At 74.5% G+C, this 23,383-nt stretch carries 19 protein-coding genes; 4 read left to right on the forward strand and 15 right to left on the reverse strand.

The features are described 5' to 3' along the window. Position 1: 1 nt before the first annotated feature. A complete protein-coding gene (locus ABT403_RS29790; RefSeq protein ID WP_344156361.1) occupies positions 2 to 559 on the reverse strand; it encodes a hypothetical protein in 558 nt (185 codons plus the stop codon). Positions 560 to 810: 251 nt separating this feature from the next. Between ABT403_RS29790 and ettA the strand changes: the two genes are divergently transcribed. From ettA to ABT403_RS29805, 3 genes are read left to right on the forward strand one after another with little or no spacing between them, the layout of a single operon-like run. Beyond that, positions 811 to 2,475 carry an energy-dependent translational throttle protein EttA gene (ettA, locus tag ABT403_RS29795; protein ID WP_344156359.1) on the forward strand — a complete coding sequence of 555 codons (1,665 nt, stop codon included), beginning with the start codon at positions 811 to 813 and terminating at the stop codon, positions 2,473 to 2,475. Positions 2,476 to 2,484: 9 nt separating this feature from the next. Next, the gene (locus tag ABT403_RS29800) at positions 2,485 to 2,964 is read left to right on the forward strand and encodes an acyl-CoA thioesterase (protein ID WP_344156356.1); all 480 of its coding nucleotides are present in this window, start codon (positions 2,485 to 2,487) and stop codon (positions 2,962 to 2,964) included. Then, positions 2,961 to 3,683, forward strand: a complete 723-nt coding sequence (locus tag ABT403_RS29805; protein WP_344156353.1) for a DUF8010 domain-containing protein — start codon at positions 2,961 to 2,963, stop codon at positions 3,681 to 3,683. The genes ABT403_RS29800 and ABT403_RS29805 overlap by 4 nt, the downstream gene beginning before the upstream one ends. A 52-nt stretch (positions 3,684 to 3,735) precedes the next feature. Here the strand turns inward: ABT403_RS29805 and ABT403_RS29810 are convergent, their stop codons facing one another. Beyond that, complete coding sequence (locus tag ABT403_RS29810) at positions 3,736 to 4,140, reverse strand: globin (RefSeq protein ID WP_042818584.1); 405 nt, start codon at positions 4,138 to 4,140, stop codon at positions 3,736 to 3,738. A gap of 109 nt (positions 4,141 to 4,249) precedes the next feature. Here ABT403_RS29810 and ABT403_RS29815 point away from each other — a divergent pair, with 109 nt between their 5' ends. Then, positions 4,250 to 5,293: a methyltransferase domain-containing protein gene (locus ABT403_RS29815; protein WP_344156344.1), complete on the forward strand. Its 1,044-nt coding sequence runs from the start codon at positions 4,250 to 4,252 to the stop codon at positions 5,291 to 5,293. A gap of 5 nt (positions 5,294 to 5,298) precedes the next feature. Here the strand turns inward: ABT403_RS29815 and ABT403_RS29820 are convergent, their stop codons facing one another. From ABT403_RS29820 to ABT403_RS29880, 13 genes are all read right to left on the reverse strand, one after another. Next, a complete protein-coding gene (locus ABT403_RS29820; protein WP_425580153.1) occupies positions 5,299 to 6,345 on the reverse strand; it encodes an FHA domain-containing protein in 1,047 nt (348 codons plus the stop codon). A 16-nt stretch (positions 6,346 to 6,361) separates the two neighbouring features. Continuing rightward, entirely contained in the window at positions 6,362 to 7,687 is a 1,326-nt protein-coding gene (locus ABT403_RS29825) for a vWA domain-containing protein (protein ID WP_344156341.1), read from the reverse strand. Between the two features lie 42 nt (positions 7,688 to 7,729). Then, a complete protein-coding gene (locus tag ABT403_RS29830) occupies positions 7,730 to 9,628 on the reverse strand; it encodes a PP2C family protein-serine/threonine phosphatase (protein WP_344156338.1) in 1,899 nt (632 codons plus the stop codon). Between the two features lie 3 nt (positions 9,629 to 9,631). Beyond that, positions 9,632 to 12,628, reverse strand: a complete 2,997-nt coding sequence (locus tag ABT403_RS29835) for a serine/threonine-protein kinase (RefSeq protein WP_425580162.1) — start codon at positions 12,626 to 12,628, stop codon at positions 9,632 to 9,634. A 5-nt stretch (positions 12,629 to 12,633) separates the two neighbouring features. Beyond that, the gene (locus tag ABT403_RS29840) at positions 12,634 to 13,896 is read right to left on the reverse strand and encodes a coiled-coil domain-containing protein (protein ID WP_344156824.1); all 1,263 of its coding nucleotides are present in this window, start codon (positions 13,894 to 13,896) and stop codon (positions 12,634 to 12,636) included. Positions 13,897 to 13,964: 68 nt separating this feature from the next. Beyond that, positions 13,965 to 14,951: a glutamate ABC transporter substrate-binding protein gene (locus ABT403_RS29845; RefSeq protein WP_502966018.1), complete on the reverse strand. Its 987-nt coding sequence runs from the start codon at positions 14,949 to 14,951 to the stop codon at positions 13,965 to 13,967. Positions 14,952 to 14,998: 47 nt separating this feature from the next. After that, positions 14,999 to 16,384 (reverse strand): GlnX family signal transduction membrane protein, encoded by a 1,386-nt coding sequence (locus tag ABT403_RS29850; RefSeq protein WP_425580151.1) that lies wholly within the window; start codon positions 16,382 to 16,384, stop codon positions 14,999 to 15,001. A 202-nt stretch (positions 16,385 to 16,586) separates the two neighbouring features. Next, a complete protein-coding gene (locus ABT403_RS29855; RefSeq protein ID WP_344156335.1) occupies positions 16,587 to 17,576 on the reverse strand; it encodes an N-acetylglucosamine kinase in 990 nt (329 codons plus the stop codon). After that, positions 17,567 to 18,832: a 6-phospho-beta-glucosidase gene (locus tag ABT403_RS29860; RefSeq protein ID WP_344156332.1), complete on the reverse strand. Its 1,266-nt coding sequence runs from the start codon at positions 18,830 to 18,832 to the stop codon at positions 17,567 to 17,569. The genes ABT403_RS29855 and ABT403_RS29860 overlap by 10 nt, the downstream gene beginning before the upstream one ends. Before the next feature lie 5 nt (positions 18,833 to 18,837). Beyond that, positions 18,838 to 19,680 carry a carbohydrate ABC transporter permease gene (locus ABT403_RS29865; protein ID WP_344156329.1) on the reverse strand — a complete coding sequence of 281 codons (843 nt, stop codon included), beginning with the start codon at positions 19,678 to 19,680 and terminating at the stop codon, positions 18,838 to 18,840. Beyond that, entirely contained in the window at positions 19,677 to 20,618 is a 942-nt protein-coding gene (locus ABT403_RS29870) for a carbohydrate ABC transporter permease (protein WP_344156326.1), read from the reverse strand. Before ABT403_RS29870 ends, ABT403_RS29865 begins: the two co-directional genes overlap by 4 nt. A gap of 4 nt (positions 20,619 to 20,622) precedes the next feature. Continuing rightward, positions 20,623 to 21,966, reverse strand: coding sequence for an ABC transporter substrate-binding protein (locus ABT403_RS29875; protein ID WP_344156323.1), 1,344 nt, complete (start codon positions 21,964 to 21,966; stop codon positions 20,623 to 20,625). 88 nt (positions 21,967 to 22,054) lie between these two features. Then, on the reverse strand, positions 22,055 to 23,266 hold the full coding sequence (locus ABT403_RS29880; protein WP_344156320.1) for an ROK family transcriptional regulator: 1,212 nt from the start codon (positions 23,264 to 23,266) through the stop codon (positions 22,055 to 22,057). Between the last annotated feature and the right edge of the window lie 117 nt (positions 23,267 to 23,383).

A 23,383-nucleotide genomic window follows, 5' to 3' on the forward strand; every position in this document is an offset into this window, starting at 1 on the left:
GTCACGGGCCGGCCCGCCCCGGCACCCCCAGGTCGGCCCGCATCACCCCGCGCATCCCCACCCACTGCTCGTTGGCGTGCAGCAGCGACATCCGTATCTCCTCGAACGTCCCCTCCGGCGTGTCGGCGTCCTCCTCCAGCCGCATGACCCGGTCGTACGCCCGGGCAAGGGTCTGCGCCATGGCGTCCAGCTCCGCCAGGACCGGGTCGGAGGCCGCCATCTGGGCCTCGGCGAAGGCGCCGTGCATCGTGTGCCGCGCCTCGTCCAGCGCCTCCCGCGCCTCCGGGGTGACCTCCCCCTTGTGGACCCGCCACAGGTAGTTCATCAGCTCGACCCGGTACCGCCGGTAGCCGGAGTTCGCCGCCACGTAGCACTCGCGCCGCTTGTCCAGCTCGGCGACCCGCTGCTCGCGCGCCCACTGGGCGTCGGCCGCCCGCTCCTGCCGCTCGAACTGGTCCGACTGCGCCCGTGACAGCAGGCGCTGCGACAGGACGGGGGCCAGGAGCGTCCCCACCACGGCGACCGTCGTACCCGCGAGCGCGACCAGGGTGCTTTCCATTGCTGCTGCGTCCTCCGAGAGAAGCGGACCGACGGACCGGACCGGACGGCCGGACCGGACGGCCGGACCGGACGGCCGGACCGGAACCGGCTGCCATCCTGCCGCCCGCCCCCGGCCCCCGCCGGGCTTTTCCGCCACCGGCCGCCCCCAGGCGCAGATCAGGGCCCTGACCATGCGCGTTTCCCCCCGGGGATGGACGTACGGCAAGATGGGGTGTATCTGCCCACCATCGATCTGCCGGACGGTTTCTCTTGGCTGAGTTCATCTACACCATGCGCAAGACGCGCAAGGCGCACGGCGACAAGGTGATCCTCGACGACGTGTTCCTGAACTTCCTGCCGGGGGCGAAGATCGGCGTGGTCGGCCCGAACGGCGCCGGCAAGTCGACCGTCCTGAAGATCATGGCGGGTATCGAGCAGCCGTCCAACGGTGACGCCTTCCTGTCGCCCGGCTACTCCGTCGGCATCCTCATGCAGGAGCCCAAGCTCGACGAGTCCAAGACCGTTCTGGAGAACGTCGAGGACGGCGTCGGCGAGATCAAGCAGAAGCTCAACCGGTTCAACGCGATCGCCGAGGAAATGGCGACGAACTACACCGACGAGCTCATGGAGGAGATGGGCAAGCTCCAGGACGACCTGGACCACGCCAACGCGTGGGACCTCGACGCCCAGCTGGAGCAGGCCATGGACGCCCTGGGCTGCCCGCCCGGCGACTGGCCGGTCACCAACCTCTCCGGTGGTGAGAAGCGCCGCGTGGCCCTCTGCAAGCTGCTGCTGGAGGCCCCCGACCTGCTGCTCCTCGACGAGCCCACCAACCACCTCGACGCCGAGTCCGTGAACTGGCTGGAGCAGCACCTGGCCCAGTACAAGGGCGCCGTCGTGGCCGTCACCCACGACCGCTACTTCCTCGACAACGTCGCCGAGTGGATCCTCGAGCTCGACCGCGGCCGTGCCCACCCCTACGAGGGCAACTACTCCACCTACCTGGAGAAGAAGGCCGAGCGCCTCAAGGTCGAGGGCAAGAAGGACGAGAAGCGCGCCAAGCGCCTCAAGGAAGAGCTGGAGTGGGTCCGCTCCAACGCCAAGGGCCGCCAGGCCAAGTCCAAGGCCCGTCTCGCCCGCTACGAGGAGATGGCGGCCGAGGCCGACAAGATGCGGAAGCTGGACTTCGAGGAGATCCAGATCCCGCCGGGCCCGCGTCTGGGCTCGATCGTGGTCGAGGTCAACAACCTCTCCAAGGCGTTCGGTGACAAGGTCCTCATCGACGACCTGTCCTTCACGCTGCCGCGCAACGGCATCGTCGGCATCATCGGCCCCAACGGCGCCGGCAAGACCACGCTCTTCAAGATGATCCAGGGCCTGGAGACCCCGGACTCCGGCGAGATCAAGGTCGGCGAGACCGTCAAGATCTCGTACGTCGACCAGGGCCGCGCCAACATCGACCCCAAGAAGACCCTCTGGGCGGTCGTGTCGGACGAGCTGGACTACATCAACGTCGGCAACGTCGAGATGCCGTCCCGCGCCTACGTCAGCGCCTTCGGCTTCAAGGGCCCGGACCAGCAGAAGCCGGCCGGCGTGCTCTCCGGCGGTGAACGCAACCGCCTGAACCTCGCGCTCACCCTCAAGCAGGGCGGCAACCTGCTGCTCCTCGACGAGCCCACCAACGACCTCGACGTCGAGACCCTGGGCTCCCTGGAGAACGCGCTGCTGGAGTTCCCCGGTGCGGCCGTGGTCGTCTCCCACGACCGCTGGTTCCTGGACCGGGTCGCCACCCACATCCTCGCCTACGAGGGTGACTCGAAGTGGTTCTGGTTCGAGGGCAACTTCGAGTCCTACGAGAAGAACAAGATCGAGCGGCTCGGCCCGGACGCCACCCGTCCGCACCGCGCCACCTACAAGAAGCTCACCCGGGGCTAGGTCGAGCACATGGCCAGACACCACTACCGGTGCCCGCTGCGCTGGGCGGACATGGATGCCTTCGGGCACGTCAACAACGTGGTCTTCCTCCGCTACCTGGAGGAGGCGCGCATCGACTTCATGTTCCGCCTGGCGCCCGGTGAGGGCAGCGAGTCCTTCACGGGCGGCTCCGTCGTGGCCCGTCACGAGATCGACTACAAGCTGCCCCTCGTGCACCGGCACGAGCCGGTGCTCATCGAGTCCTGGGTCACCCGGATAGGCGCCGCGTCCCTGACCATCCGCTACGAGGTCAAGGACGAGGCGACCGAGGACGCGCCCGAGACGGTCTACGTCCGGGCCGAGACGGTCGTCGTTCCCTACAACCTCGCCGAGGGGCGGCCCCGCCGCATCACGGACGAGGAGCGGGTCTTCCTCCAGGAGTACCTGGAGGAGCCCGCGGGCCGTGTCTCCGACCGCTCCAAGAGCGCGGAAGGGCGCCTCGCGGCATGACCGACCAGCTGCACTTCGCCGACTCCGGGGAGGCGGCGGACCTCGCCGCCTTCCTGGGCCGGCTGGTGCACTACGACCGCGCCGCCGCGGTCCGCCTGCAGGCGCCGGCGGGCGGCGGCGCGCTCGCCGTCTTCGGACGGCCCCCCTCTTTCGAGGTCCTCGCCGTCCGCGCGGTGCGGCTCGCCGCACCCCTCGCGGCGCCGCTGGACGTGACCGTCTCGGCGGGTGAGCTGCTGGAGTCGGTCGACGAGACCGGCGCCGGGGCCCGGGTGCCGGGCGCCGTCACCGGCCCGCCCTGGACCGGCGTCCTGCCGCCCAGGGGAGGCTGGACGCCCGTGCCCGGACTGCCCGCCCCCGAGGCGGTACGCGCGGCCCTGGCCGCGGCCGTCGCCGAGTTCCGGTCCCGGGACGAGGCCCTGCCCCCGCAGCACCGGACCCGCTCCGAACGCGACCGCATCGGCCGCGAGATCTGGTCCCGGACCGTCGGCGACACCGCACTCCCGCTGCGCGCCGCGCACGCCGCGCAGTCCCTGGGCTTCCTGCGGCCCGTACGCGTACCGGCACCCTCCGGCGGCGGCGCCGCGCCCGGCGCACCCGCCCCCCTGGCGTTGTTCGCCTCCGCCGGCTGGCTGCGGCTGAGCACCCCGTACGGGTCCGTCGCGACCCGCCTGCCCGGACCGGGCGGCGGACTCGGCGCCCTCCAGGTACGGCCGGTCTGACGGTCTCCGCGGCCCCGCCCGGGGCCGCGGAGACCACCGGCTCCTACGGCTCCTAGCCCGCCGTGTTGATCATCGAGGCGGCCGCGTAGGTCAGGTACCGCCACAGCTGCGCCTCGTGCTCCGGCGCCAGGCCCAGCTCGTCCAGGGCCTCCCGCATGTGCTTCAGCCACGCGTCGTGGGCGGCGGAGTCCACCTGGAACGGGGCGTGCCGCATGCGCAGGCGCGGGTGCCCGCGGTTCTCGCTGTACGTGCCCGGACCGCCCCAGTACTGCATCAGGAACAGCGCGAACCGCTCCTCGGCGGGCCCGAGGTCCCCCTCCGGGTACATCGGACGCAGCAGCGGGTCTTCCGCGACACCCTGGTAGAAGCGGTGGACCAGACGGCGGAAGGTCGCCTCGCCGCCCACCTGCTCGAAGAAGGTCGTCTCCTGGACGTTGCTCTGCGGATCGTCATTCACCCGACCATCGTCTCAGACACCCGGACGGAGGACCCCGGTCCTAGGACCACTCTCCGGCCGGGATCCGGGAGGGCTCGCACGCGGCGCCCGCCCGCCGCACAGTGGAGACATGGGCACGGGCGGCAAGAGCGCACACGCGGCACACACCCCGCGGGAACCGGAGGAACCGGTTCGCGACCTGCGGGAGATCGCGCACGCCGCCCAGGTACGGGAGCTCACCGCCGCCGGGGTGCTGGAGGACCCCGCCTGGCGGGCCGCCTTCGCGGCCGTGCCCCGGCACCTCTTCGTCCCGTATTTCTGGACCGGCCGCGGCGCCGGCCACGAACGGCTGTGGGCCGAGGACCCCGACCCCGAGCGGCGGGCCCGCTGGCTGCGCGGGGTCTACACCGACGCCCCGCTCGCGACCCGGCTGCGTGACGGTGAGCTGCTCTCCTCCAGCAGCCAGCCCTCCCTGATGGCGCGGATGCTCGACGCCCTCGACGTCCGCGACGGCGACGACGTGCTGGAGATCGGCGCGGGCACCGGCTACAACGCGGCCCTGCTCTGCCACCGGCTCGGCGACGAGCACGTCACCACGGTCGACCTGGACGAGGAGATCACCGAGTCGGCGCGGGCGCACCTGGCACTGCTCGGCTACCGCCCCGCCGTCGTCACCGGGGACGGGGCGCGCGGCTGCCCCTCCCGCGCCCCCTTCGACCGGATCCTGGTGACCTGCACCCTGCCGCTGATCCCGCACGCCTGGCTCGGCCAGTGCCGTCCGGGCGCCCGAATCCTGGCCCCGCTGTCCACCGGGCTGATCGCGCTCACGGTCCGCGACGCCGACTTCGCGGAGGGCCGTTTCCTGCACACCTCCGCCTACTTCGTCCCGCTGCGCGGGGCCACGGCCGGCCCGCCGCCGCCCGGGATGGGCGGCCCGCTGCACGGGGTCCCGTACGAGCTGGTGGAGAACGAGCGCTTCCAGTTCCTGCTGATTCTGACCGCGGGCGTGCTGCGCCCCCGGGAGGCGCTGGACCTGTGGCGCGGCGAGGGCCGGCCGGCGCGCGAGCGGTTCGGCGTCACGGTCACCGCCGAGGGGCAGTGGGCCTGGCTCGACGACCCCCGGGGGCCCTACGTGTGGCCCCTGGGGGAGACCGCCGGAGCGGCGGGGAGCTGAGCGGCTCAGCCCCGCCGGATGGTGATGGTGGTCCAGGCGCCCAGGTGGACCCGGTCGCCGTCGGCGAGGGGCACCGGGACGTAGGGCTGGATCGGGTCCTCGCCCATGTTGACGGTGGTGCCGTTGGTCGAGTTCTGGTCCACCACGGCCCAGCTGAGGTCGGGCTGCTGCACGAGCACCGCGTGGCTGTGCGAGACGCCAGGGTCCTCCGGCGGCACCGACAGGTCGACGTCCGGGGACTCGCCCGTGGAGGCGCGGCGCCGGCCGATGGTGATCTGGCCGCCGGACAGCGGCAGGTGCAGCTCGGGGGAGTACGCGGGCAGGTTGAGCCCGGCCGCCTCGGGGCCGCTGCGCCGCATCATCGCCATGAAGTACGAGCGGTCGGGCCCGATCGTCGCCGTCCAGGTCGCGGCGGCGGGCTGCTGCTCCGGGACGGGCGCCGGCGCGTACTCCGCCGGCGGGTACTCCGGCTGCACGGGCGGCCGCACCGGCGGCGGTACGGGCGCCTGCGCCACCGGCGGAGCGGGCGGCTCCGGGGCGGCGGGCGGCGGCAGCAGCCAGTCGTCGTCGGCCTGGAGCGGCTCGGCCGGGCGGTTGACCCGCGAGGGCCGCGAGCCCTGGTACTCGAAGTGGTCCTGGGAGTACACCGGCTGCGGCGGGAGCGGCGGCGGGGGCGGCGGGGCACCGGCGCCGGCCGGGGCCGCCGGGGGCTGCGCGCCGCCGACGGGGACGGGCGGGGCCGCCTCAGGGACGGGCGGGGCCGGCGGAGGGGTGTACGGGGTCGCCGTCCGCGTCAGGAAGTTGTACCGGCACTCCTCGCAGAACGGGGCCATGGCCTCGCGCGGGGTCCGGCACTGCGGGCACAGCTCCGCCTGGGCGGTCGGCTCACCGGTGGTGGGCGGGTAGCCGTAGCCGTAGGAGGGGGCCGCAGGGGGGCTCGTCGGGGCGGCCATACGGTGGCCGCAGACCTCGCACCAGTCGTCGGAGGCGGACTGGTGCCCGTTCGGGCAGGTCGGCATCGCGGCGCTTCCCCCTTCTTCGCCCTGCGCCATCGCGGCGGGCTTCTTCTCAGGTCTTCTTCACTCGGACGGTCTGTGTCGAACGGGTTTCAAGGGTCATCTCGTCGGCATCGGCGACCTTGGCTTTCAGGCGCACAGTACCCGCCGCCGCGTCCACGACATCCACCACCTTGGCGAGCAGTCTGGCGGTGTCGGCGTTCCCGGAGGCGCTCGCCAACTGCACGGCACGGCCCAGCTTGGCCGTGGCGCCGTCGACATCGCCCATTTTGCGGGCTTCCAGGCCCTGCTGGATAGCCTGCGCGAGCTCCGCCTGCCCCGTGTAGTGGGCCACCTGGGGGCTGATCGCGGTCGAGGCGGCGAGATCGTTCGTCCACACCGCCCTGACCAGCCCCTGAGCGATCGGCGCCTGCGGCTCGCCCGCCGGACCCGGCAGCACGAGCGAGGCGCGGGCGGCCAGCATCTCCTGGCCGACGGAGGCCTGCGGCACCCGCACGCACACGTGGTAGTCCCGGGACTCGTCCCCCCAGGAACCCGTCGGGTAGTCCCCGGCGCGCGGGCCCGCCTCGGTACGGCGGGCCGTGAGGTCCCGGACGGACGGCGAGACCTGCTTGACGTACCGGATCTCCGCCCCGACCGGTGTCCACACGCGCAGCGCGACGTCCGCGACCTCCTTGCCCATGACCTTCTCCATCATGAGCGTGAAGTCCTCGGCGAGGTGGGCCGGATCGGCCACGATGTCGGCGGAGCCGAGCAGGGCGTTCGCGATCCCCGTCACCTCCTTGACCTCCCAGTCGGTGCCCACCCCGCGCGCGTCGCAGGTGAAACGGCCGGCGCAGGCGTCGAGGGTGGCGCGCAGCACGGCCGGGTCCTCGTGCTCGTTGCGGCCGTCGGTGAGCAGGATGCCGTGCCGGATGGCGGCCGGGGAGCGGCGCAGCAGCCCGTCGGCCAGCCGCAGCCAGGTGCCGATGGCGGTGCCGCCGCCCGCGCTCAGGCCCCGCAGGGCCTCCTTGGCCCGGGCGCGGGTGTCCGGGCCGGCGGTGGCGAGGAGGCCCTGGCCGGGGTAGACCTCGCGGGCCTCGTGCGTACCGGCGATCACGGCGAAGGCCGTGCCGTCGCGCAGGGTGTCGATCGCGGCGGCGGTGGCCTCGCGGGCCCCGCGCATCTTCTCCGGCGGGTACTCCATCGAGCCGGAGCAGTCGACCATGATCACGACGGCCGCGTCCTGGCCGAGCGCCCGCGCGGTGGTGGCGGTGGCGCCGCCGGTGGAGGTCACCGTCACGATGGCGTGCACGTCCCGCCCGCCCTCGGGGAGGAACTCGTTCTGGTACACCTCCACGCTGAAGCGCGGGGCGCGCGGCTTGGCGAAGTTCGCCATCGGGGTGACTCCTCGGGGGCTGTCGGGGCGGGCGGTTCGGGATCAGGCCGCAGGGCGCGGCCGCTCGGCCGCCGGACCGGCTTCCGCTTCCGCTTCCGGTTCCGCTTCCTCCTGCGGCGGGACGGCCGTGAACGGCACGACGGCCACGGTGATGTTGTCGTGCCCGCCCCCGTCGAGGGCGTGCCCGACCAGCACCTGGGCGCAGTGCAGGGGCCGTTCGGCGGCGTCCGCCGGCAGGATCCGGGCCATGTCGGCCGCGGACTCGGCGTAGTTCCACAGTCCGTCGGTGCAGACGACGACCACACCGGGGTGGTCCGGTCTGAAGCTCGCGGTGTGCGGGTCGAGGTCGTACGCGTCGGCCCCGAGCCAGCCGGTGATGGCGTGCGCCCGGACGTCGGAGTAGGCCTCGGCCTCGCCCATCAGCCCCGCCGCGACCATCTGGGCGGCCCACGAGTCGTCCTCGGTGAGCCGGCGGGGCAGGACGGCGCGGTCGTCGGGGACCCAGTAGGCGCGGCTGTCGCCGACCCAGCCGATGGTCAGCTGCCCGCTGCTGACGACGGCGCCGACCAGGGTGCACGCGGGGGCGTTCTGCGCGCCGGGCGGCTGCGGGGCGAGGGCGCTGACGGCGGCGCCGGCCGCGAGGATCGCCTCGTGCATGGCCTCCGCCGGCTGCGCGCCCCGGGGCAGGGCGTCGAGCAGCGCCTCGCTGGCGGCGCCGGCGGCGGCCGCCGACGCGTCGTCGGGGCGGCTGGCGGAGGAGACGCCGTCGCAGACGATGGCGACGGTGGCGGCGGAGCCGTCGGGCAGGGCGGTGGCCGCCACCGCGAAGGAGTCCTCGTTGCGGTGGTGGCGCAGCCCGCGGTCACTGACGGCGGCGACGCTGCAGAGCTCCTCCTCCTGATGGTCCCGCTCACGCGGCTGGGCGTGGCCGCAGTGCTCGCAGTAGCCGTCGGTGTCCACGTACCCGGTCCGGCAGGCGACACAGGTCCGCGCGCCGCCGCCGCTCCCCTGCGGGTCCCCCTGCGGGGTGGCGTACGGGTCCTCGTGGGGGTCCGCCCGGGGCCCCTGCGGAGTGGCGCCGTACGGGTCCTGGTGCGGGTCCCCCTGCGGGGGGCCGGAGGGGGCTTCGTACGGGGCCTCGTGCGGGTTCGCGTACGGGCCCTGCTGCGGGTCCCCCTCGCGGGTGCTGTCGTACGGGCCCTGCTGCTGCTCCCCCTGGGGGGTGCCGGGCGGGGCCGTCTGTGCGGGGGCGCCGTACCCGGCTGCCTGGGCGGCCGGGTAGGGGTCCGCTTGCGGGTCCGGTCGCGGGGCGCCGGCGTACCGGGCCGCGTGCGGGTCCTCCCGGGCGGCCTCGTACGGGGTTCCCTGCGGGGCGGTGCCGTACGGGTCCCCGGGTGCGGTCGCTGCGGAGCGGCCGTGGTGGGCGTCGTCCGCGCCGCCGTAGGGGGTTCCGGGCCCGCCGGCCGTGGCGCCCCAGGGGGTGTCGCCGGCGGCGGGCGCGGAGCCCGGCGTCACGGGAGTGCCCTCCCAGCCTGGCGCGGGCACCCCGGCGGCGGACCCGCCGGAGTAGCCGCTCGCCGGGACGCCGTAGCCGGGGGCGGCCGGGGAGCCGGAGTCCCCGGCCGAGGCGGACGCACCGGACCCGGCGGGGGCCCCGCCGCCGGCCGGCGCCGGGACGCGGGCCGGCCGGGCGGGGCTGCCGAAGCCGGGGGTGGGGTCGGGCCCGGCGGCCTCCGCCGGCGCCGGGACCCGGGCCGCGTACGCGGGACCCGCCGCCGCGTCCGCGGACCCGCCGGCCGGGCCCGGGTCGGGCAGGGTCGGCGTGCGGTCCGGGGGAGGGGTCGGGGAGGAGAGGGCGTAACCGCACACCCCGCAGAAACGGTCACCCTCCTCCAGGGGCTCCGCGCAGCTGGGGCAGCCCGACGGCCGATGCATCGACATCTCTCACACCCACGTCCGGGGACGGAAACGGTTGGCCCGCTCCACCAGTTCGATCCTCTCCTCGCCCCGCTGCGCCAGCCGGGCGAGGACGCGGTAGGAGCGCTCCAGGCCGAAGCGCAGCCCCCGCTCGTCCAGTTGACTGCCGAGCAACGAGCTCCGGCCGGGGTCGGCACCCCGGCTACCCGACAGTACCCAGTCCAGGGCCGCGCCCAGAACCTCCGTTGCCAGCCGCTCCTGCCGTTCCGGGTCCAGCCCGAACCGCCGCAACGCCTCGACCTGGTCCGACGCGGCCCCCAGGTCGGCCAGCAGCTCCTCCTGCGGGGACCGGTCGCGCAGGCGTGCCCGTACCGCCGCCACCCGGGCGGCGGTGTAGTGGATGGAGGATTCCGGTACGGACTCCAGCGTACGGACGGCCGCCGCCCGGTCCCCGGCGGCCAGTTGGACGCGGGCCAGCCCGAAGGCCGCGCTCACGAACCCCGGGTCGGTGATCCAGACGAGCCGGTAGTACTCGGCGGCGTTGTCCAACTGGCCCAGGATCTCCGCGCACAGCGCGAGCGCCAGCTTCGGCGCGGGCTCGCCCGGGAAGGCGTCGTAGATGGCGTCGAAGGACAGGGCCGCTATCTCGTCGTCCCCGGTGGCCAGCGAGGCGATGCCGCGCGCCCACACCACCCGCCAGTCGTCCGGGTACGTGGCCTCCAGCTCGGCCAGGGTCCGCGCGGCCAGGGCCAGTTCGCCCAGTTCGAGCCGGGCCCGCAGCTCCCGCAGCCGCAGCTCCGCCGAGTCGGCGGGGGCCGCGCCCAGGGCGCCGAGCAGGTCGGCGGGGGCGGAGGCGAGGAGCCCCGTCAGGAACCCGGCGTTCGGGTCGGACGCGTCGACCAGCGGTACGGGCAGAGCCAGGGCCGTGTCGCGCACGTCGAGGGGACCCGGCCCCGCCGCCGCCGTGCGGAGGGGGACGGGGAAGGCGGCAGCGGCCGGAGCCTGCGCGGCCACCGGAGCCTGCCGCGGCCCGGGCACGCCGACGCCCCCCACGTGCGTGGCGGTCGTCCCGAGCACCGAGACCCCGCCACCGGCCCCGCCCTCGGCGCCCCCGGCGGCCCAGGATCCGGGCGCGCCGGTCCCGGCCGTCACCGCCCCGCCCCCGGGCACGCCGGTTCCGGGCACCCCGGCCCCGCCCCCGGCGGCACGGGAGCCCGAGGCCCCGGCCGGCACGGCGCCGGCGGTACCGGCCGCGGGCACTCCCGCAACGGCCTTCCCGGCCCCCGGTCCGCCGGTGCCGAAGCCCCCGGCCCCCGGAGCACCGAAGCCCCCGGCCCCCGGAGCACCGGACCCGGCACCCGGAGCGCCCAAGCCCCCGGCCCCCGGTCCGCCGGACCCGGCGGCCGCGAGTTCCGGCCCCTCGGCCACCGGCACCGGCGCGCCCGCTTCCGTGAGGCCTTCCGCCGCCGTGGCCCTGCGGCGGCGCAGGGCGAAGCCCCGGCGGGGGAGAGGGCGTGAGCCCAGACGGGAGACCTCCGCATCCGGGGTGTCCTCGTACAGCCGGGTGTCCGGAACACGCGTCTCCGGGCCGAACAGGGTCGACAGCTGCGGCCGCGGCCGGCCCGTCTGGAGCGCGACCACCTCCCGCAGCACGCCCGTCAGCTGGTCCGCCATCTCCTGCGCGGACGCGAACCGCCGTCCCGGATCCGGGTCGGTGGCCCGGACCAGCAGCCGGTAGAAGGACTCGTACCGCTGGAACACCTCGATGTGCTCCGGATTCGGCAGCGAGTCCACGAACACGTTCGTGTAGCCCTGGAAGTCGAACGTCAGCACCGCCAGCGTCCGCGCCACCGTGTACAGGTCCGAGGCCACCGAAGGCCCCAGTTCCGCCACCTCCGGCGCCTGGTAGCCCACCGTGCCGTAGATGGCCGACTCCTCGTCGTCCATCCGCCGCACCGCGCCCATGTCGATCAGCTTCAGCTGGTCCTGCTGCTGGATCGCGTTGTCCACCTTGAAGTCGCAGTACAGCAGGTTGCGGCTGTGCAGGTGCCCCAGCGCCTCCAGAGCCTCGATGCCGTACGCGCAGGCCTGCTCCACCGGCAGCGGATCGCGCCGCCCGTCCGGCCGGCGGCGCTCGTTCGCGATCTCCTTCAGCGACTTGCCGCCCACGTACTCCATGACGATGTAGCCGTCCAGCGAACCCGTCCGCTGGTCGAGGTGCTCCACGAAGTTGTAGATGCGCACGATGTTGGAGTGCTCGATCTCCGCCAGGAAGCGCCGCTCGGAGATCGCCGCCTCCATCGCGTCCTGGTCCCCGGTGTCCAGGAGGCCCTTGAGCACCACCCACCGGTCCGCCACCGCCCGGTCCACCGCCAGGTACACCCAGCCCAGACCGCCGTGCGCCAGACAGCCCGCCACCTCGTACTGGCCGTGCACCACGTCCCCGGCGCGCAGCTTCGGCACGAAGGAGTACGGGTGCCCGCACTTGGTGCAGAACCCCTCCGTCCGCCCCGGCCGGTCCCCCCGCGCGCGCCCCACCGGGGCCCCGCAGTCCGAACGCGAGCAGAACCGCTTGCGCTCCGGCACCTCCGGGTTCTCCAGCACCGCCGTCGAAGGATCCGGACGCGGCACCTCCGGCACGCTGACCAGGCCCGCGCCCAGTCGGCTGCGCCCCGAGGGCCCGGTCCCCGCACCCGAACTGCGCACCGACACCGACCGGCTGGACCCCGCGCCCGCCAGGGAGCGCGACAGCCGGCCCGACACCGAGCGGCGCGAGGACGAGGACCGGGAGGACGCCGAACGCGCCGACGCCGAGGAACGGCCGGAGCCGCGCGAGCCCGCCGAACCCCGGGAATCCCCGTGCCGGGCGGCGCTCGTCATCCCCGTCGGCGGGGACAGCAGCTCCTCCGCACCCGCCGCGACCGCGCCCACCGGCGCCAGCCCGCAGGTGTCGCAGTACACCTCGCCGCCGCCCATGTCCTCGTACGCGCCCGGGCAGCCGGAGCGCAGACAGGCCGTTCCGATCAGGCTCACGCGTCCTCCTCCCCCGGCCCCCCGGGCCGGTGGTCCTCCGGCGGGGCCAGGGCCTCGGCCGCCGCCCGCTGGTAGCGCAGCACCGCCCCCTCCGCCACCCGCAGATCGCACGGCGCGCTCCACAGCATCCGCCGGGCCGCGTCGTACCGCTCGACCAGCACGGGATCCTCCGCCAGACCGAGCCGGGCGACCTTCGCCTTGTACGCGTCGAGCCGCCCGCGCAACTCGGCCCGTACCGCCAGGGGCGCCGTCACAGCCGTCAACGATTCGCGGGCCCGCCGCAGTTCCTCGTCCGCCCGGTCCTCCAGTGCGTCCAGCAGCGGGGACAGCCGGTGCCACTGCGACTGCCGCCGGTACTCGGCCGCCGCCGCCAGCTGCTCCTGCAGGGCCGTCGGCGGACCGCTCACGGCCGGGACCTCCGACGCCGCGATCTTCGCCAGCACCTCACCGCGCGCCGTCCGCGCCTCCGCCAGGGTCCGGTCGGCCCGCGACAGCACGTCCCGCAGGGCGATCAGCCGGGCCTCCGCGTCCTGCCGCACGGTCAGGACCGCCTCCACCTCACGGCGTACGTCGTCCAGCGCGCGGGCCGCCCGGTCGTAGCGGGCGGTGTCGGGACGGCCGCCGCCCGGGGCGGAACTCCCCGCAGCGGGCACCCAGAAGGCCAGCGGGTCCGCGATCACCGCCTCGCGCAGCTGCGCCAGCTCGGCCGTGATCTCCTCCAGCTCGTCCCCCGCCGGGTGCTCGCCCGGCCGGACCCCCACCGAACGCGCCAGCGAACGCGTCCGGTGCAGCTCGGCGGCGAGCAGGTCGATCCGCGCCGGCAGCGCCGACCACACGGCGTCGGCCGCGACCACCACGTCCAGCGAGGCGGCGTACAGCTCGTTCATCCGGGCCACCAGCTCGGCCAGCGAGAACCGCTCCGCCAGCGAGGCGCCCTCCGCCCCGGCCCCCGCGATCGTCACGCCCGGCCCGCGCAGCCGCTCCGTCAGCTCGGCCAGGTCCTCGCGGGTCGGCCACCGCCGCCGCTCACGGATCTCCCGCGCGGCGGCCAGCGCCCCGCTGTAGGCGTCGAAATACGTCCACAGCCGGGTGACGGCCGCGTCGGCGACGGCCCAGCGCTCCTTGGTGACCCCGCTGAGCGCCGCGCCCTCCAGCAGCCGGCGCCCCGCGTGGTCCTGGAGCGCGAGCAGCGAGGTCTCGACGGCCTCGTGCTCGGCGCCGAGGCGCGTCAGCGCCCGGTCGACGTCGTCCCGGTCCATCAGCCCCGACTGGTTCACGTACGGCTCCGATCCTGTCCCGCGAGCGGGCGGTACCCCCACCACCGGCCTCAGCCCTCCCGGTACTTGGGCGCGGGCGGCACCGCGGCCTTCGGCAGCACGTCCTCGAAGTGCTTGCGGTACGACGTCGCCCACGGGCTCTGGTCACCGCCCGCGCGGTAGTTCTCCAGCACCTTGTTGACCCGGCGCACCAGGTCCGAGGCGTCCTTGTTCATCGCCACACCGTAGAACTCGCGGGTGAACGGCGCGCCGACCAGCTGCACCGACGGGTCCTGCGCCGCCTGCCCGGCGGCCAGCGCGTTGTCGGTGATGATCCCGTCGACCTCGCCGAGCTGGAGCCGCACCAGGCAGTCCAGCTGGTTCGGCACCGACACCGGGACCGAACCGTAGCCCTGCGCCTTGAGGGCGGCCTCCGCCGTGGACCCGGCGGCCGTGCAGATCCGGCGGCCCTTCAGCGAGGCGTCGTACCCGGTGATCGGGGAGCCCTTGGGCGCCAGCACCTGCTGCCCCGCCTCGAAGTAGGCGGTGGAGAAGGCCACGTCCTCCAGCCGCTTGCAGTTGATCGTCATCGTCCGCACCACGATGTCGACGCGGCCCTCCTGGAGCGCCGGGATGCGCTGACTGGTGGGGATCGCCCGGTAGATGACCGCCTCCTCGTTGCCCAGGATGTCCTTGGCTATGGCCTTCACCAGATCGATGTCGAAGCCGTCGAGGTGCCCGTCCGGATTGCGGTAGCCCCACTTGAAGCTGTTCTGGTCCACCCCCGCGACCAGCTTGCCCGCCCTGCGGATCCGCTCGATCGTCGGCCCGTCCAGCGCGGACGGCCGCAGGCTGGCCTCCGGGTCCGGGCAGGTGTCGGTGAGGGTGAAGGGCGCCGCCGCCATCGACGCGGGCTCCCGCACCACCCCCGGGTGGTGCCCGGTGCCCGGCGAGGACTGCGCCAGCGGCAGCAGCACCGCCGCGGCCGTCATCGCACAGGCGGCGGCCATCGCGCTCACCCCGCCCCAGCCGCGCAGCCGTCCCGCCGCGCGCCGCAGCCGGCCGGGCCGCCGCTCCGCCTGTGTCCGCCGTATCCGCACCGCACTCACCTGTACTCCGAAAGCCTGCGACCGATGCCGAGGAGGGCCGCGCCCGCGCCGACGGCGGCCAGCGCCGCCGACCCCGTCACCAGCCCGCCCAGCGCACCGAGCCCGCCCCGGGCGGCCGCGGTGAACTGCTTCTGCTCATGGGCCACGGCCTGCTCCAGGGAGGCGTCCACCGTGTCGAACGAGGCCCCGCTGCTGTCCGTCCGCCCCTTGCCCCCGATCACCTGGGGCAGCGCGAGGTCGTAGTCGCCCCGCACGTCCGTCTCCCGGGCCGCCGCGTGCCGCTGCTTCCACTGCGCCACGCCCGCCACGGCCTTCGACACCGGGTCCCGGCCGCTCGCGTCGTCGGCCAGCTCCAGCGCCCGGGCCAGCCCCGCGTCGAGCTGCCTCATGTTCTTCGCGTAGTCCACGTCGTACTTGTCGGACTTCTTGTCCTCGGCCAGGACGGCGCCCCGCGCGATCAGCGTCAGGTTCTCGTTCGCCCGCGCCTGGAGGGAGGCGATCCGGGCGTCGTTGAGCACCTTCAGCGACTCCTGCCCGTCCGCCCGGGCCTCGCCCAGCCCCGACCGGGCCAGCGTCTGCCCCACCGTCAGCCACAGCAGCACCACGGCCGTCGCCGCCGTCGCCGCCAGCAGACCGTGGTTGAAGACCCGGTTGGTCCGCAGGAAGTCGCGCCGCTGCGCCCACACCAGGGCGGCGAGCGCCAGCAACCCCGCGCCCGTCGCGGCCAGCGGCCAGCCCCGGGCCTCGTCGTAGTCCGTGTACAGCCGCCCGGTCTCCGCCTCGTACAGCCGCTGGGCGGCGGGCAGCAGGACCGTGCTCATCTGCTCGTTGGCGTAGCGCAGGTACGCGCCGCCCAGCGGCAGCCCCTGCCGGTTGTTCGCGCGCGCCTGCTCGATCAGGCCCGTGTAGCGGGGCAGCTGTTCGCCCAGCAGCGCTATCTCCTTGCGGGACTCCCCGCCGGCCCCCGTGCTGGCCGCCGCGTTCACCAGCAGCCGGGAAGCGTTCGCCATGTCCTTCTCGTAGCGCTGGCGGACCTCGCGGGGTTCCTGCGCACCCGCGAGGAACCCGCTGGAGGAAGCCGTGTCGGCATCGGCCAGGGAACGGTAGATGCTCGCCGCGTCCGCGCTCAGCGGCTGGCTGCGGCCCACCACGTCCTGTGCGGCCGTGACCCGGCCCGAGACCTCCCAGACCGCCACCAGGCCGAACAGCAGCACCAGCGCCGCCAGCACCGCGCCGATGATCCGCAGCCGGCCCGGCTCGGTCGTCGCGGCCGCGCGCAGCCGCTCCACGCCCTCGGCCCAGGCCGTACTCCGCCCGGCCGGCCCGGCGGGTACCCCGGAGGCACCGCCCCCGGGCGCGGACGGGCGTGTCGTGATGGCCACCCTGACCTCCCCCTCGGTCCCTCTGCTCCGCAGCAGTATGGCCGTAGTGACGCCGGACCACAGCACCCGGTGCTCGATCTTGGGTGATCCCCTCCCCGGACCGCCCCGATCACCCTCCCCCCGGCCTCGCCCGCCACCCCTTCACCGTGAATACGCCGGCCCCGCCCCCACGGTTCCCCGCGAGGGCGCCCCCGGCACCGGTTCACCCGAAATGGGCACGGAGCCGCTCGTGTGCCCCGGGCGGGGCGCCCGTCGCGTCCAGGCCGAGCAGAGCCGCGCCCAGAACCGGCGGGGACGTGACCACCGTGGGCCGGGCGAGCGGGGCGCGGGACGACAGGAGCTCCCGGATCCGGGTGTCGAGCCGCGGGTGCCGGGCCGCGAGGACGCCGCCGCCCAGCAGCACCGGCGCCTCCTCCGCCAGCAGCCCCAGCCGCTCCAGCGCCACCGACGCCAGCGCCACCACCTCCTCGGCCTGCCGCTCCACGATCGCCGACGCCACCGGATCGCCCGCCGCCGCCACCTCGAACAGCACCGGCACCAGCTCGTGCAGCCGCCCCCGGGGGATCCCGCCCAGGTGCACCGCCTCGATCAGGGGGGCCATCGCCGCCAGCCCGAAGTGCGCCGGCAGGGCCTTCGCCAGCCCGGTGGGTCCGCCGCGCCCGTCCTCGGCCCGGGCCGCCCACCACACGGCCTCCTCCGCCAGACCGCTCCCGCCGCCCCAGTCCCCGGAGAGCCGCCCCAGGGCGGGGAAGCGGGCGGTGCGCCCGTCGGGCAGCATGCCCACGCAGTTGATGCCGGCCCCGCACACCACGGCGACCCCGCGCGGCCGGTCCACCCCCGCCCGCAGGATCGCGAAGGTGTCGTTGCGCACCTCGACGGCCCCGGCCCAGCCGCGCGCGGCGATCGCGTCGGCCAGCTGCCGCTCCTCCACCGGCAGGTCGGCGTTGGCCAGGCAGGCCGAGATCCGCACCGCGTACGGCGGGCCCGCCAGGCCGGCGGCCGCGGCGGCCCGCGCCACGGCCTCCCCGAGGACGTCCACGGCCGGCCCGACGCCCGTCCGGGGCGGCTGGAAGCCGCCGGAGCGGCCGGTGCCGAGGACCGTGCCGTCGGCGCCGATCAGGGCCGCGTCCGTCTTGCTGTTCCCCGCGTCCAGCGCGAGCACGGCGGCGGGGGAGGGGCGGTTCACGCCCATGGCAGGTGCTCCTTGTTGTGGGCGAGCAGCCGGTCCGTCAGCCCCTCGGCCAGGTCGAACTGCCCGATCAGCGGGTGCGCGAGCAGGGCCCGGGCCACCCGTTCGCGCCCGCCGCGCAGCGCGGCGTCCAGCGCGAGGTCCTCGTACGCGGTGACGTGCGCGAGGAGTCCCGTGTACAGGGGGTCCGGGCGGGGCACGGCCAGCGGCGCCGGGCCGGAGCCGTCGACGAAGGCCTGGACCTCGATGACGGCGTCGTCGGGGAGGAAGGGCAGGGTGCCGTCGTTGCGGGTGTTGACCACCTGGACGCCCGGGCCGCCGCCGCCCAGCAGGGCCGCCGCGAGGTCCACGGCCGCCTCCGAGTAGAAGGCCCCGCCCCGCTTGGCCAGCAGCGCGGGCTTCTCGTCGAGGGCGGGGTCCCCGTACAGGGCGAGGAGTTCGCGTTCCATCGCGGCGACCTCGGCGGCCCGCGAGGGCTTCTCGCCGAGCTCGCGGACCACCGCGTCGTGGGCGTAGAAGTAGCGCAGGTAGTACGAGGGCACCACGCCGAGCCGGTCCAGCACCGTGCGCGGCATGCGCAGGTCGGCGGCGATCGCCTCCCCGTGCTCGGCCAGCAGCCGGGGCAGCACGTCCTCGCCCCCGGGCCCGCCGAGCCGTACCCCGAACTCCCAGGTCAGGTGGTTGAGGCCGACGTGGTCGAGGTGGACCTCGGCGGGCCGCGCGCCCAGCAGCGCGGCGAACTTCCGCTGGAAGCCGATGGCGACGTTGCACAGCCCGACCGCCTTGTGCCCGGCCCCCAGCAGGGCCCGGGTGACGATCCCGACGGGGTTGGTGAAGTCGATGATCCACGCCTCGGGCGCGGCCCGCCGGACCCGTTCGGCGATGTCCAGCACCACCGGGACGGTGCGCAGGGCCTTGGCCAGCCCGCCCGCGCCGGTGGTCTCCTGGCCGACGCAGCCGCACTCCAGCGGCCAGGTCTCGTCCTGGAGCCGGGCGGCCTGCCCGCCGACCCGCAGCTGGAGCAGGACGGCGTCGGCGCCGTCGACGCCCGCGTCGAGGTCGGAGGTGGTGGTGATCCGGCCGGGGTGCCCCTGCCGGGCGAAGATCCGCCGGGCCAGCCCGCCGACGAGCTCCAGCCGTTCCGCGGCGGGGTCGATGAGGACGAGTTCGGTGACGGGCAGGGTGTCGCGCAGCCGCGCGAACCCGTCGACGAGTTCGGGGGTGTAGGTGGAACCGCCGCCCACCACTGCGAGTTTCATCGGGTTCAGCCTTTCACGCCGGTCAGGGTGACTCCCTCGACGAACGCCTTCTGGGCGAGGAAGAAGAGGAGGATCACGGGCGCCATGACGAGCACGGTCGCCGCCATGGTGAGGTTCCAGTTGGTGTGGTGCGCGCCCTTGAAGGACTCCAGCCCGTAGCTGAGGGTCCAGGCGGCCGGGTTGTCGGAGGCGTAGATCTGCGGGCCGAAGTAGTCGTTCCAGGCGGCGAAGAACTGGAAGAGGGCGACGGCCGCGATGCCGGGCTTCGCCATCGGCAGGACCACGCGCAGCAGGGTGCGCAGTTCGCCGCAGCCGTCGACGCGGGCCGCGTCGAGGTACTCGTCGGGGATGGTCAGCAGGAACTGGCGCAGCAGGAAGACCGAGAAGGCGTCGCCGAAGGCCATGGGGACGATCAGCGGCCACAGGGTGCCCGACAGGTCGAGCTGCCGGGCCCAGAAGAGGTACATGGGGATGACGACCACCTGCGGCGGCAGCATCATCATGGCGATCACGAGCAGCAGGGCGAGCCGCCGGCCCCGGAAGCGGAACTTGGCGAGGGCGTAGGCGACGGGTACCGAGGACACCACGGTCAGCAGGGTGCCGAGACCCGCGTAGAGCAGGGTGTTGCGCCACCAGGTGAGGAATCCGGGGGTGTGCCAGACCGTGGCGTAGTTGCCCCATTCCCAGGTGCGCGGCCACAGGTCGCGGGTGAGGGCCTGCTGGTCGCTCATGAGGGAGGTGAGGAGCAGGAAGACGAAGGGGAGGACGAAGAACAGGGCGGCGGCCACGGCCAGGGCGTGCACGCCGATCCAGTGCAGGAGGGCCCCGGGGCGGCGGCGGGCGCTCACCGTCCGGCTCCCGTCAGTGCGCCGCGGCGGCGCATCAGCAGCGCGGTGAAGGCCATCGACAGGGCGAACAGGACGAGGGCGAGCACGCAGGCGGCCCCGTAGTCGAAGCGCTGGAAGCCGAGGTTGTAGACCAGCTGGGGGAGGGTGAGCGTGGACCGGTCGGGGTAGCCGGGTTCGAACTGCTGCCCGGAGCCGCCGATGACCCCGGCGGCGGCCTTTCCGGCGACGAGCGGCTGCGTGTAGTACTGCATGGCCTGGATGACCCCGGTGACCACGGCGAACAGGATGATCGGGGAGATGTTCGGCAGGGTGATGTGCCGGAAGCGGGCCCAGGCGCCGGCCCCGTCCAGCTCGGCGGCCTCGTACTGCTCCTTCGGTACGTCGAGCAGCGCGGCCATGAAGATCACCATGAGGTCGCCGACCCCCCACAGCGCGAGCGCGGTCAGTGCGGGCTTGGACCAGGCGGGGTCGGTGAACCAGCCGGGGCCGGGCAGCCCCACCCCTTCGAGGAGGGTGTCGACGGGGCCGGTGCCGGGGTTGAGGAGGAAGACGAAGGCGAGGGTCGCGGCCACCGGCGGGGCCAGGTAGGGCAGGTAGAAGAGGGTGCGGAAGATCCCGGCCCCGGTCCTGACCTTCGTGACGAGCAGCCCGACGCCGAGGCCGAAGACCACCCGGCAGCTCACCATGACGACGACCAGCCACAGCGTGTTGCGCAGGGCCGGCCAGAAGAGCGGGTAGTCGGTGAGGACGTAGCTCCAGTTGGCCGTGCCGTTGAAGGAGGGCGGCCGGAAGCCGTCGTAGCGGGTGAAGGAGAAGTAGGCGGTGGACAGCAGCGGGTAGGCGAAGAAGACGGCGAAGCCGATCAGCCAGGGTGAGAGGAACGCGAGGGTCCGCAGGGCGGACCGGCGGTGTTTGGCGGCGAGGGCGGTCGGGGCCATCGGGCTACCCGGCCTTGGCGATGTCGGTGTCGATCTGCCGGTCGGTGGCGGCGAGTCCGGCCCGCAGGTCGGGCACCTCGCCCTTCTCGGTGCGGTAGGCGAAGTTCTGGAAGGTCAGCTGGTAGGTGCCGCCGTCGGCGCGGGCCGGGGTGGTGCCGGACTTCGGGTGCCGGGCGATGTCGAGGAAGGTCTTGAACTCGGGGGTCACCTCCAGCTGCGGGGATTCGAGGGCGGCCAGCGTCGAGGGCACGTTGTGGATGGCGTTGGCGAAGGAGACGACGGCCTCGGTGTCGGTGGTCATGTACCGCACCAGTTCCCAGGCGGCGTTCTGCTTGCGGCTCGCCGCCGATATCCCCATGACGGTGCCGGAGAGGTAGCCCTTGCCGTAGTCGGCGGCCTGGTCGTCCGGTACGGGCAGGGGCGCGGTGCCGATCTCGAAGCCGACCCCGGCCTCCCGGGCCATCGAGGCCCGCCACTCACCGTCGACCTGCATGGCGACCAGCTTCTTGTGGAAGGGGTGTTCGGCGCTCCACTCGTCGCCGAAGCCGGCCCGGAACCGTTCCAGCCGCTCGTACCCGCCGAGCTGGTCGACGAGGTCCTTCTGTGCGGTGAGCATCTTGGCGAAGGCGGGGTCCCCGGCCAGGTTGGAGCGGCCGTCGGGGGTGAAGTAGGAGGGGCTCCACTGGGCCGCCAGGCGCATGGGGGTGGTCTCGTAGCCGTGGAACGTGGGCATCACGCCGAGCTGTTCGTAGGAGTCCCCGGCGGGTTTGGTCAGCTTGCGGGCGTCCTCGGTGAACTGGCTCCAGGTGCGGGGCGGTTCGGTGATGCCGGCGGCGGCGAAGGCGGTCTTGTTGTAGACGAGCCCGTACGCGTCGCTCAGCAGGGGGAGCGTGCACTGGTCGCCCTTGAACTGCGTGTACTCCAGCAGGGTCGCGGGGAAGACCTTCGTCTTGTCGACCCCGGACTTGCGCAGGAAGGGGTTGAGGTCGGCGAAGGCGCCGGAGTCGCAGAACTTGCCGACGCTGTCGGTGCTGAAGGAGGAGACCACGTCGGGGGCCTTGTCGCCGCCCGCGCGCAGCGCCTGGTTGATCTTGTCGTCGGTCATGTTGCCGGTGACCTTGACCTTGATGTTCGGGTGGGCCTTCTCGAAGCGGGCGATGTTCTCCTCGATCGCCTTGACCTCGCCGGGCGCGGACCAGCCGTGCCAGAAGGTGAGGGTGGTGTCCGCCTTCGGGTCGTCGGAGGCGGTGGCGGCGCCCTGGCCGGTGCAGGCCGTGGCGAGGAGGGACAGGGCGGACACGACGGCGAGCAGGGCTGCCGCGGTGGTGGGACGTCCGGCTGGGGGCATGGCGGGGCTCGCTCTCTGGGGGGAGGAACTTCCGAGGGGGTATGCCGGTCGGGGGGTGCGGGGTGGAGCGGGGCGGGCGGGGGCGGTGCTAGCGGGAGGTGTCGAACACTTCCTGGCGGGTGGCGGTGAGCGCGCTCTCCAGGGCGCCGCGCAGGACGGGCCGTTCGAGGACCTCGCCGGAGACCAGCCGGGGCCGGGAGGGGGCCAGCTCGGTGAGTTCGGCCTCCAGGAGCGCGCGCAGCGGTTCGCCGCCGGCGGCGATCGCGTCCCCGGCGAGGACGACGATCTCCGGGTCGAGTACGGAGACCAGCGAGGCCAGACCGGTCGCGAGGGCGGTGGCGTACGAGCGGAGGAAGTCCAGGTGCGCCCCCTCGGGCCCGGCGGCGGCCCGCCGCAGCAGGGCGACGGCGGCGGGCACCTGCGCGTCGGCGGGGAGCCCGGCGGTGTCGACGCCGGCCCGGGCGGCGAGCGCGGGCAGCGCCTGGACGCCGGCCAGCTCCTGGTAGCCGCCGGTGTTGGCCCGGGCCACCTGGCGGACCAGGGGGTGTCCGGGCACGGGCAGGAAGCCGACCTCGCCGGCGCCGCCGGTCCAGCCCCGGTGCAGCCGGCCGCCGAGCACCAGGGCGGCGCCGAGGCCCTCCTCGTTCCACAGCAGGACGAAGTCCTCGTGGCCGCGGGCCGCGCCGAGGCGCTGTTCGGCGACGGCGGCGAGGTTGACGTCGTTCTCGTACTCGACCGGTACGGGCAGGGCCGCGGCCAGTTCTTCGAGGAGGGTGGGGGAGTGCCAGCCGGGCAGGTGGCTGGCGTAGCGCAGCCGGCCCGAGCGGGGGTCGAAGGCGCCGGGGGTGGCGATGACCACGCGGTGCAGGGCGTCCGGGCCCAGACCGGCGTCCGCGAGGGCTCCGGCCAGGGCGCCGGTGACCTGTCCGACGGCGTCGGAGCCCTCGGTGTAGGGGAGCTCGAAGCGCCCGGTGACGGTGCCGGTGAGGTCGGCGACGGCGGCGAGCACCCGGTCGGGGGTCACGTCGAGGCCGCCGACGTGGGCGGCGCGGGCGTCGAGCGCGTACAGCTGGGCGTTGGGGCCGGGCCGGCCGCCGTCCGTTCCGGTGGCCACGACCAGTCCGGCGGCCTCCAGGCGGGCCAGCAGCTGGGAGGCGGTGGGCTTGGAGAGGCCGGTGAGCTGCCCGATCCGGGTCCGGGACAGGGGGCCGTGCGCCAGCAGCAGCTCCAGGGCGGCGCGGTCGTTCATGGCGCGCAGCAGGCTGGGCGTTCCGGGTGTGGCGGGCGTTCCGGCGGGCATGACGAGGCTCTCCCTCACCGAGGCGAACTGTTAGGTAAGTTTCCTATCGCTCGCCGAGCCCTGTCAATGAAACCGCCCCGCCGGAAGACCGGCGGGGCGGGGGCCCGGGGGCCGTGG

Origin of the sequence: Streptomyces sp. NPDC000075 (assembly GCF_040301925.1) — a bacterium.
Lineage (GTDB): Bacteria > Actinomycetota > Actinomycetes > Streptomycetales > Streptomycetaceae > Streptomyces > Streptomyces polychromogenes.

Coding starts and splice junctions, on each gene's coding strand:
- ABT403_RS29790 (WP_344156361.1), bottom strand. CDS start 559: ATGGAAAGCACCCTGGTCGCGCTCGCGGGTACGACGGTCGCCGTGGTG.
- ABT403_RS29800 (WP_344156356.1), top strand. CDS start 2,485: ATGGCCAGACACCACTACCGGTGCCCGCTGCGCTGGGCGGACATGGAT.
- ABT403_RS29805 (WP_344156353.1), top strand. CDS start 2,961: ATGACCGACCAGCTGCACTTCGCCGACTCCGGGGAGGCGGCGGACCTC.
- ABT403_RS29815 (WP_344156344.1), top strand. CDS start 4,250: ATGGGCACGGGCGGCAAGAGCGCACACGCGGCACACACCCCGCGGGAA.
- ABT403_RS29820 (WP_425580153.1), bottom strand. CDS start 6,345: ATGGCGCAGGGCGAAGAAGGGGGAAGCGCCGCGATGCCGACCTGCCCG.
- ABT403_RS29825 (WP_344156341.1), bottom strand. CDS start 7,687: ATGGCGAACTTCGCCAAGCCGCGCGCCCCGCGCTTCAGCGTGGAGGTG.
- ABT403_RS29830 (WP_344156338.1), bottom strand. CDS start 9,628: ATGTCGATGCATCGGCCGTCGGGCTGCCCCAGCTGCGCGGAGCCCCTG.
- ABT403_RS29840 (WP_344156824.1), bottom strand. CDS start 13,896: ATGGACCGGGACGACGTCGACCGGGCGCTGACGCGCCTCGGCGCCGAG.
- ABT403_RS29855 (WP_344156335.1), bottom strand. CDS start 17,576: ATGGGCGTGAACCGCCCCTCCCCCGCCGCCGTGCTCGCGCTGGACGCG.
- ABT403_RS29860 (WP_344156332.1), bottom strand. CDS start 18,832: ATGAAACTCGCAGTGGTGGGCGGCGGTTCCACCTACACCCCCGAACTC.
- ABT403_RS29870 (WP_344156326.1), bottom strand. CDS start 20,618: ATGGCCCCGACCGCCCTCGCCGCCAAACACCGCCGGTCCGCCCTGCGG.
- ABT403_RS29875 (WP_344156323.1), bottom strand. CDS start 21,966: ATGCCCCCAGCCGGACGTCCCACCACCGCGGCAGCCCTGCTCGCCGTC.
- ABT403_RS29880 (WP_344156320.1), bottom strand. CDS start 23,266: ATGCCCGCCGGAACGCCCGCCACACCCGGAACGCCCAGCCTGCTGCGC.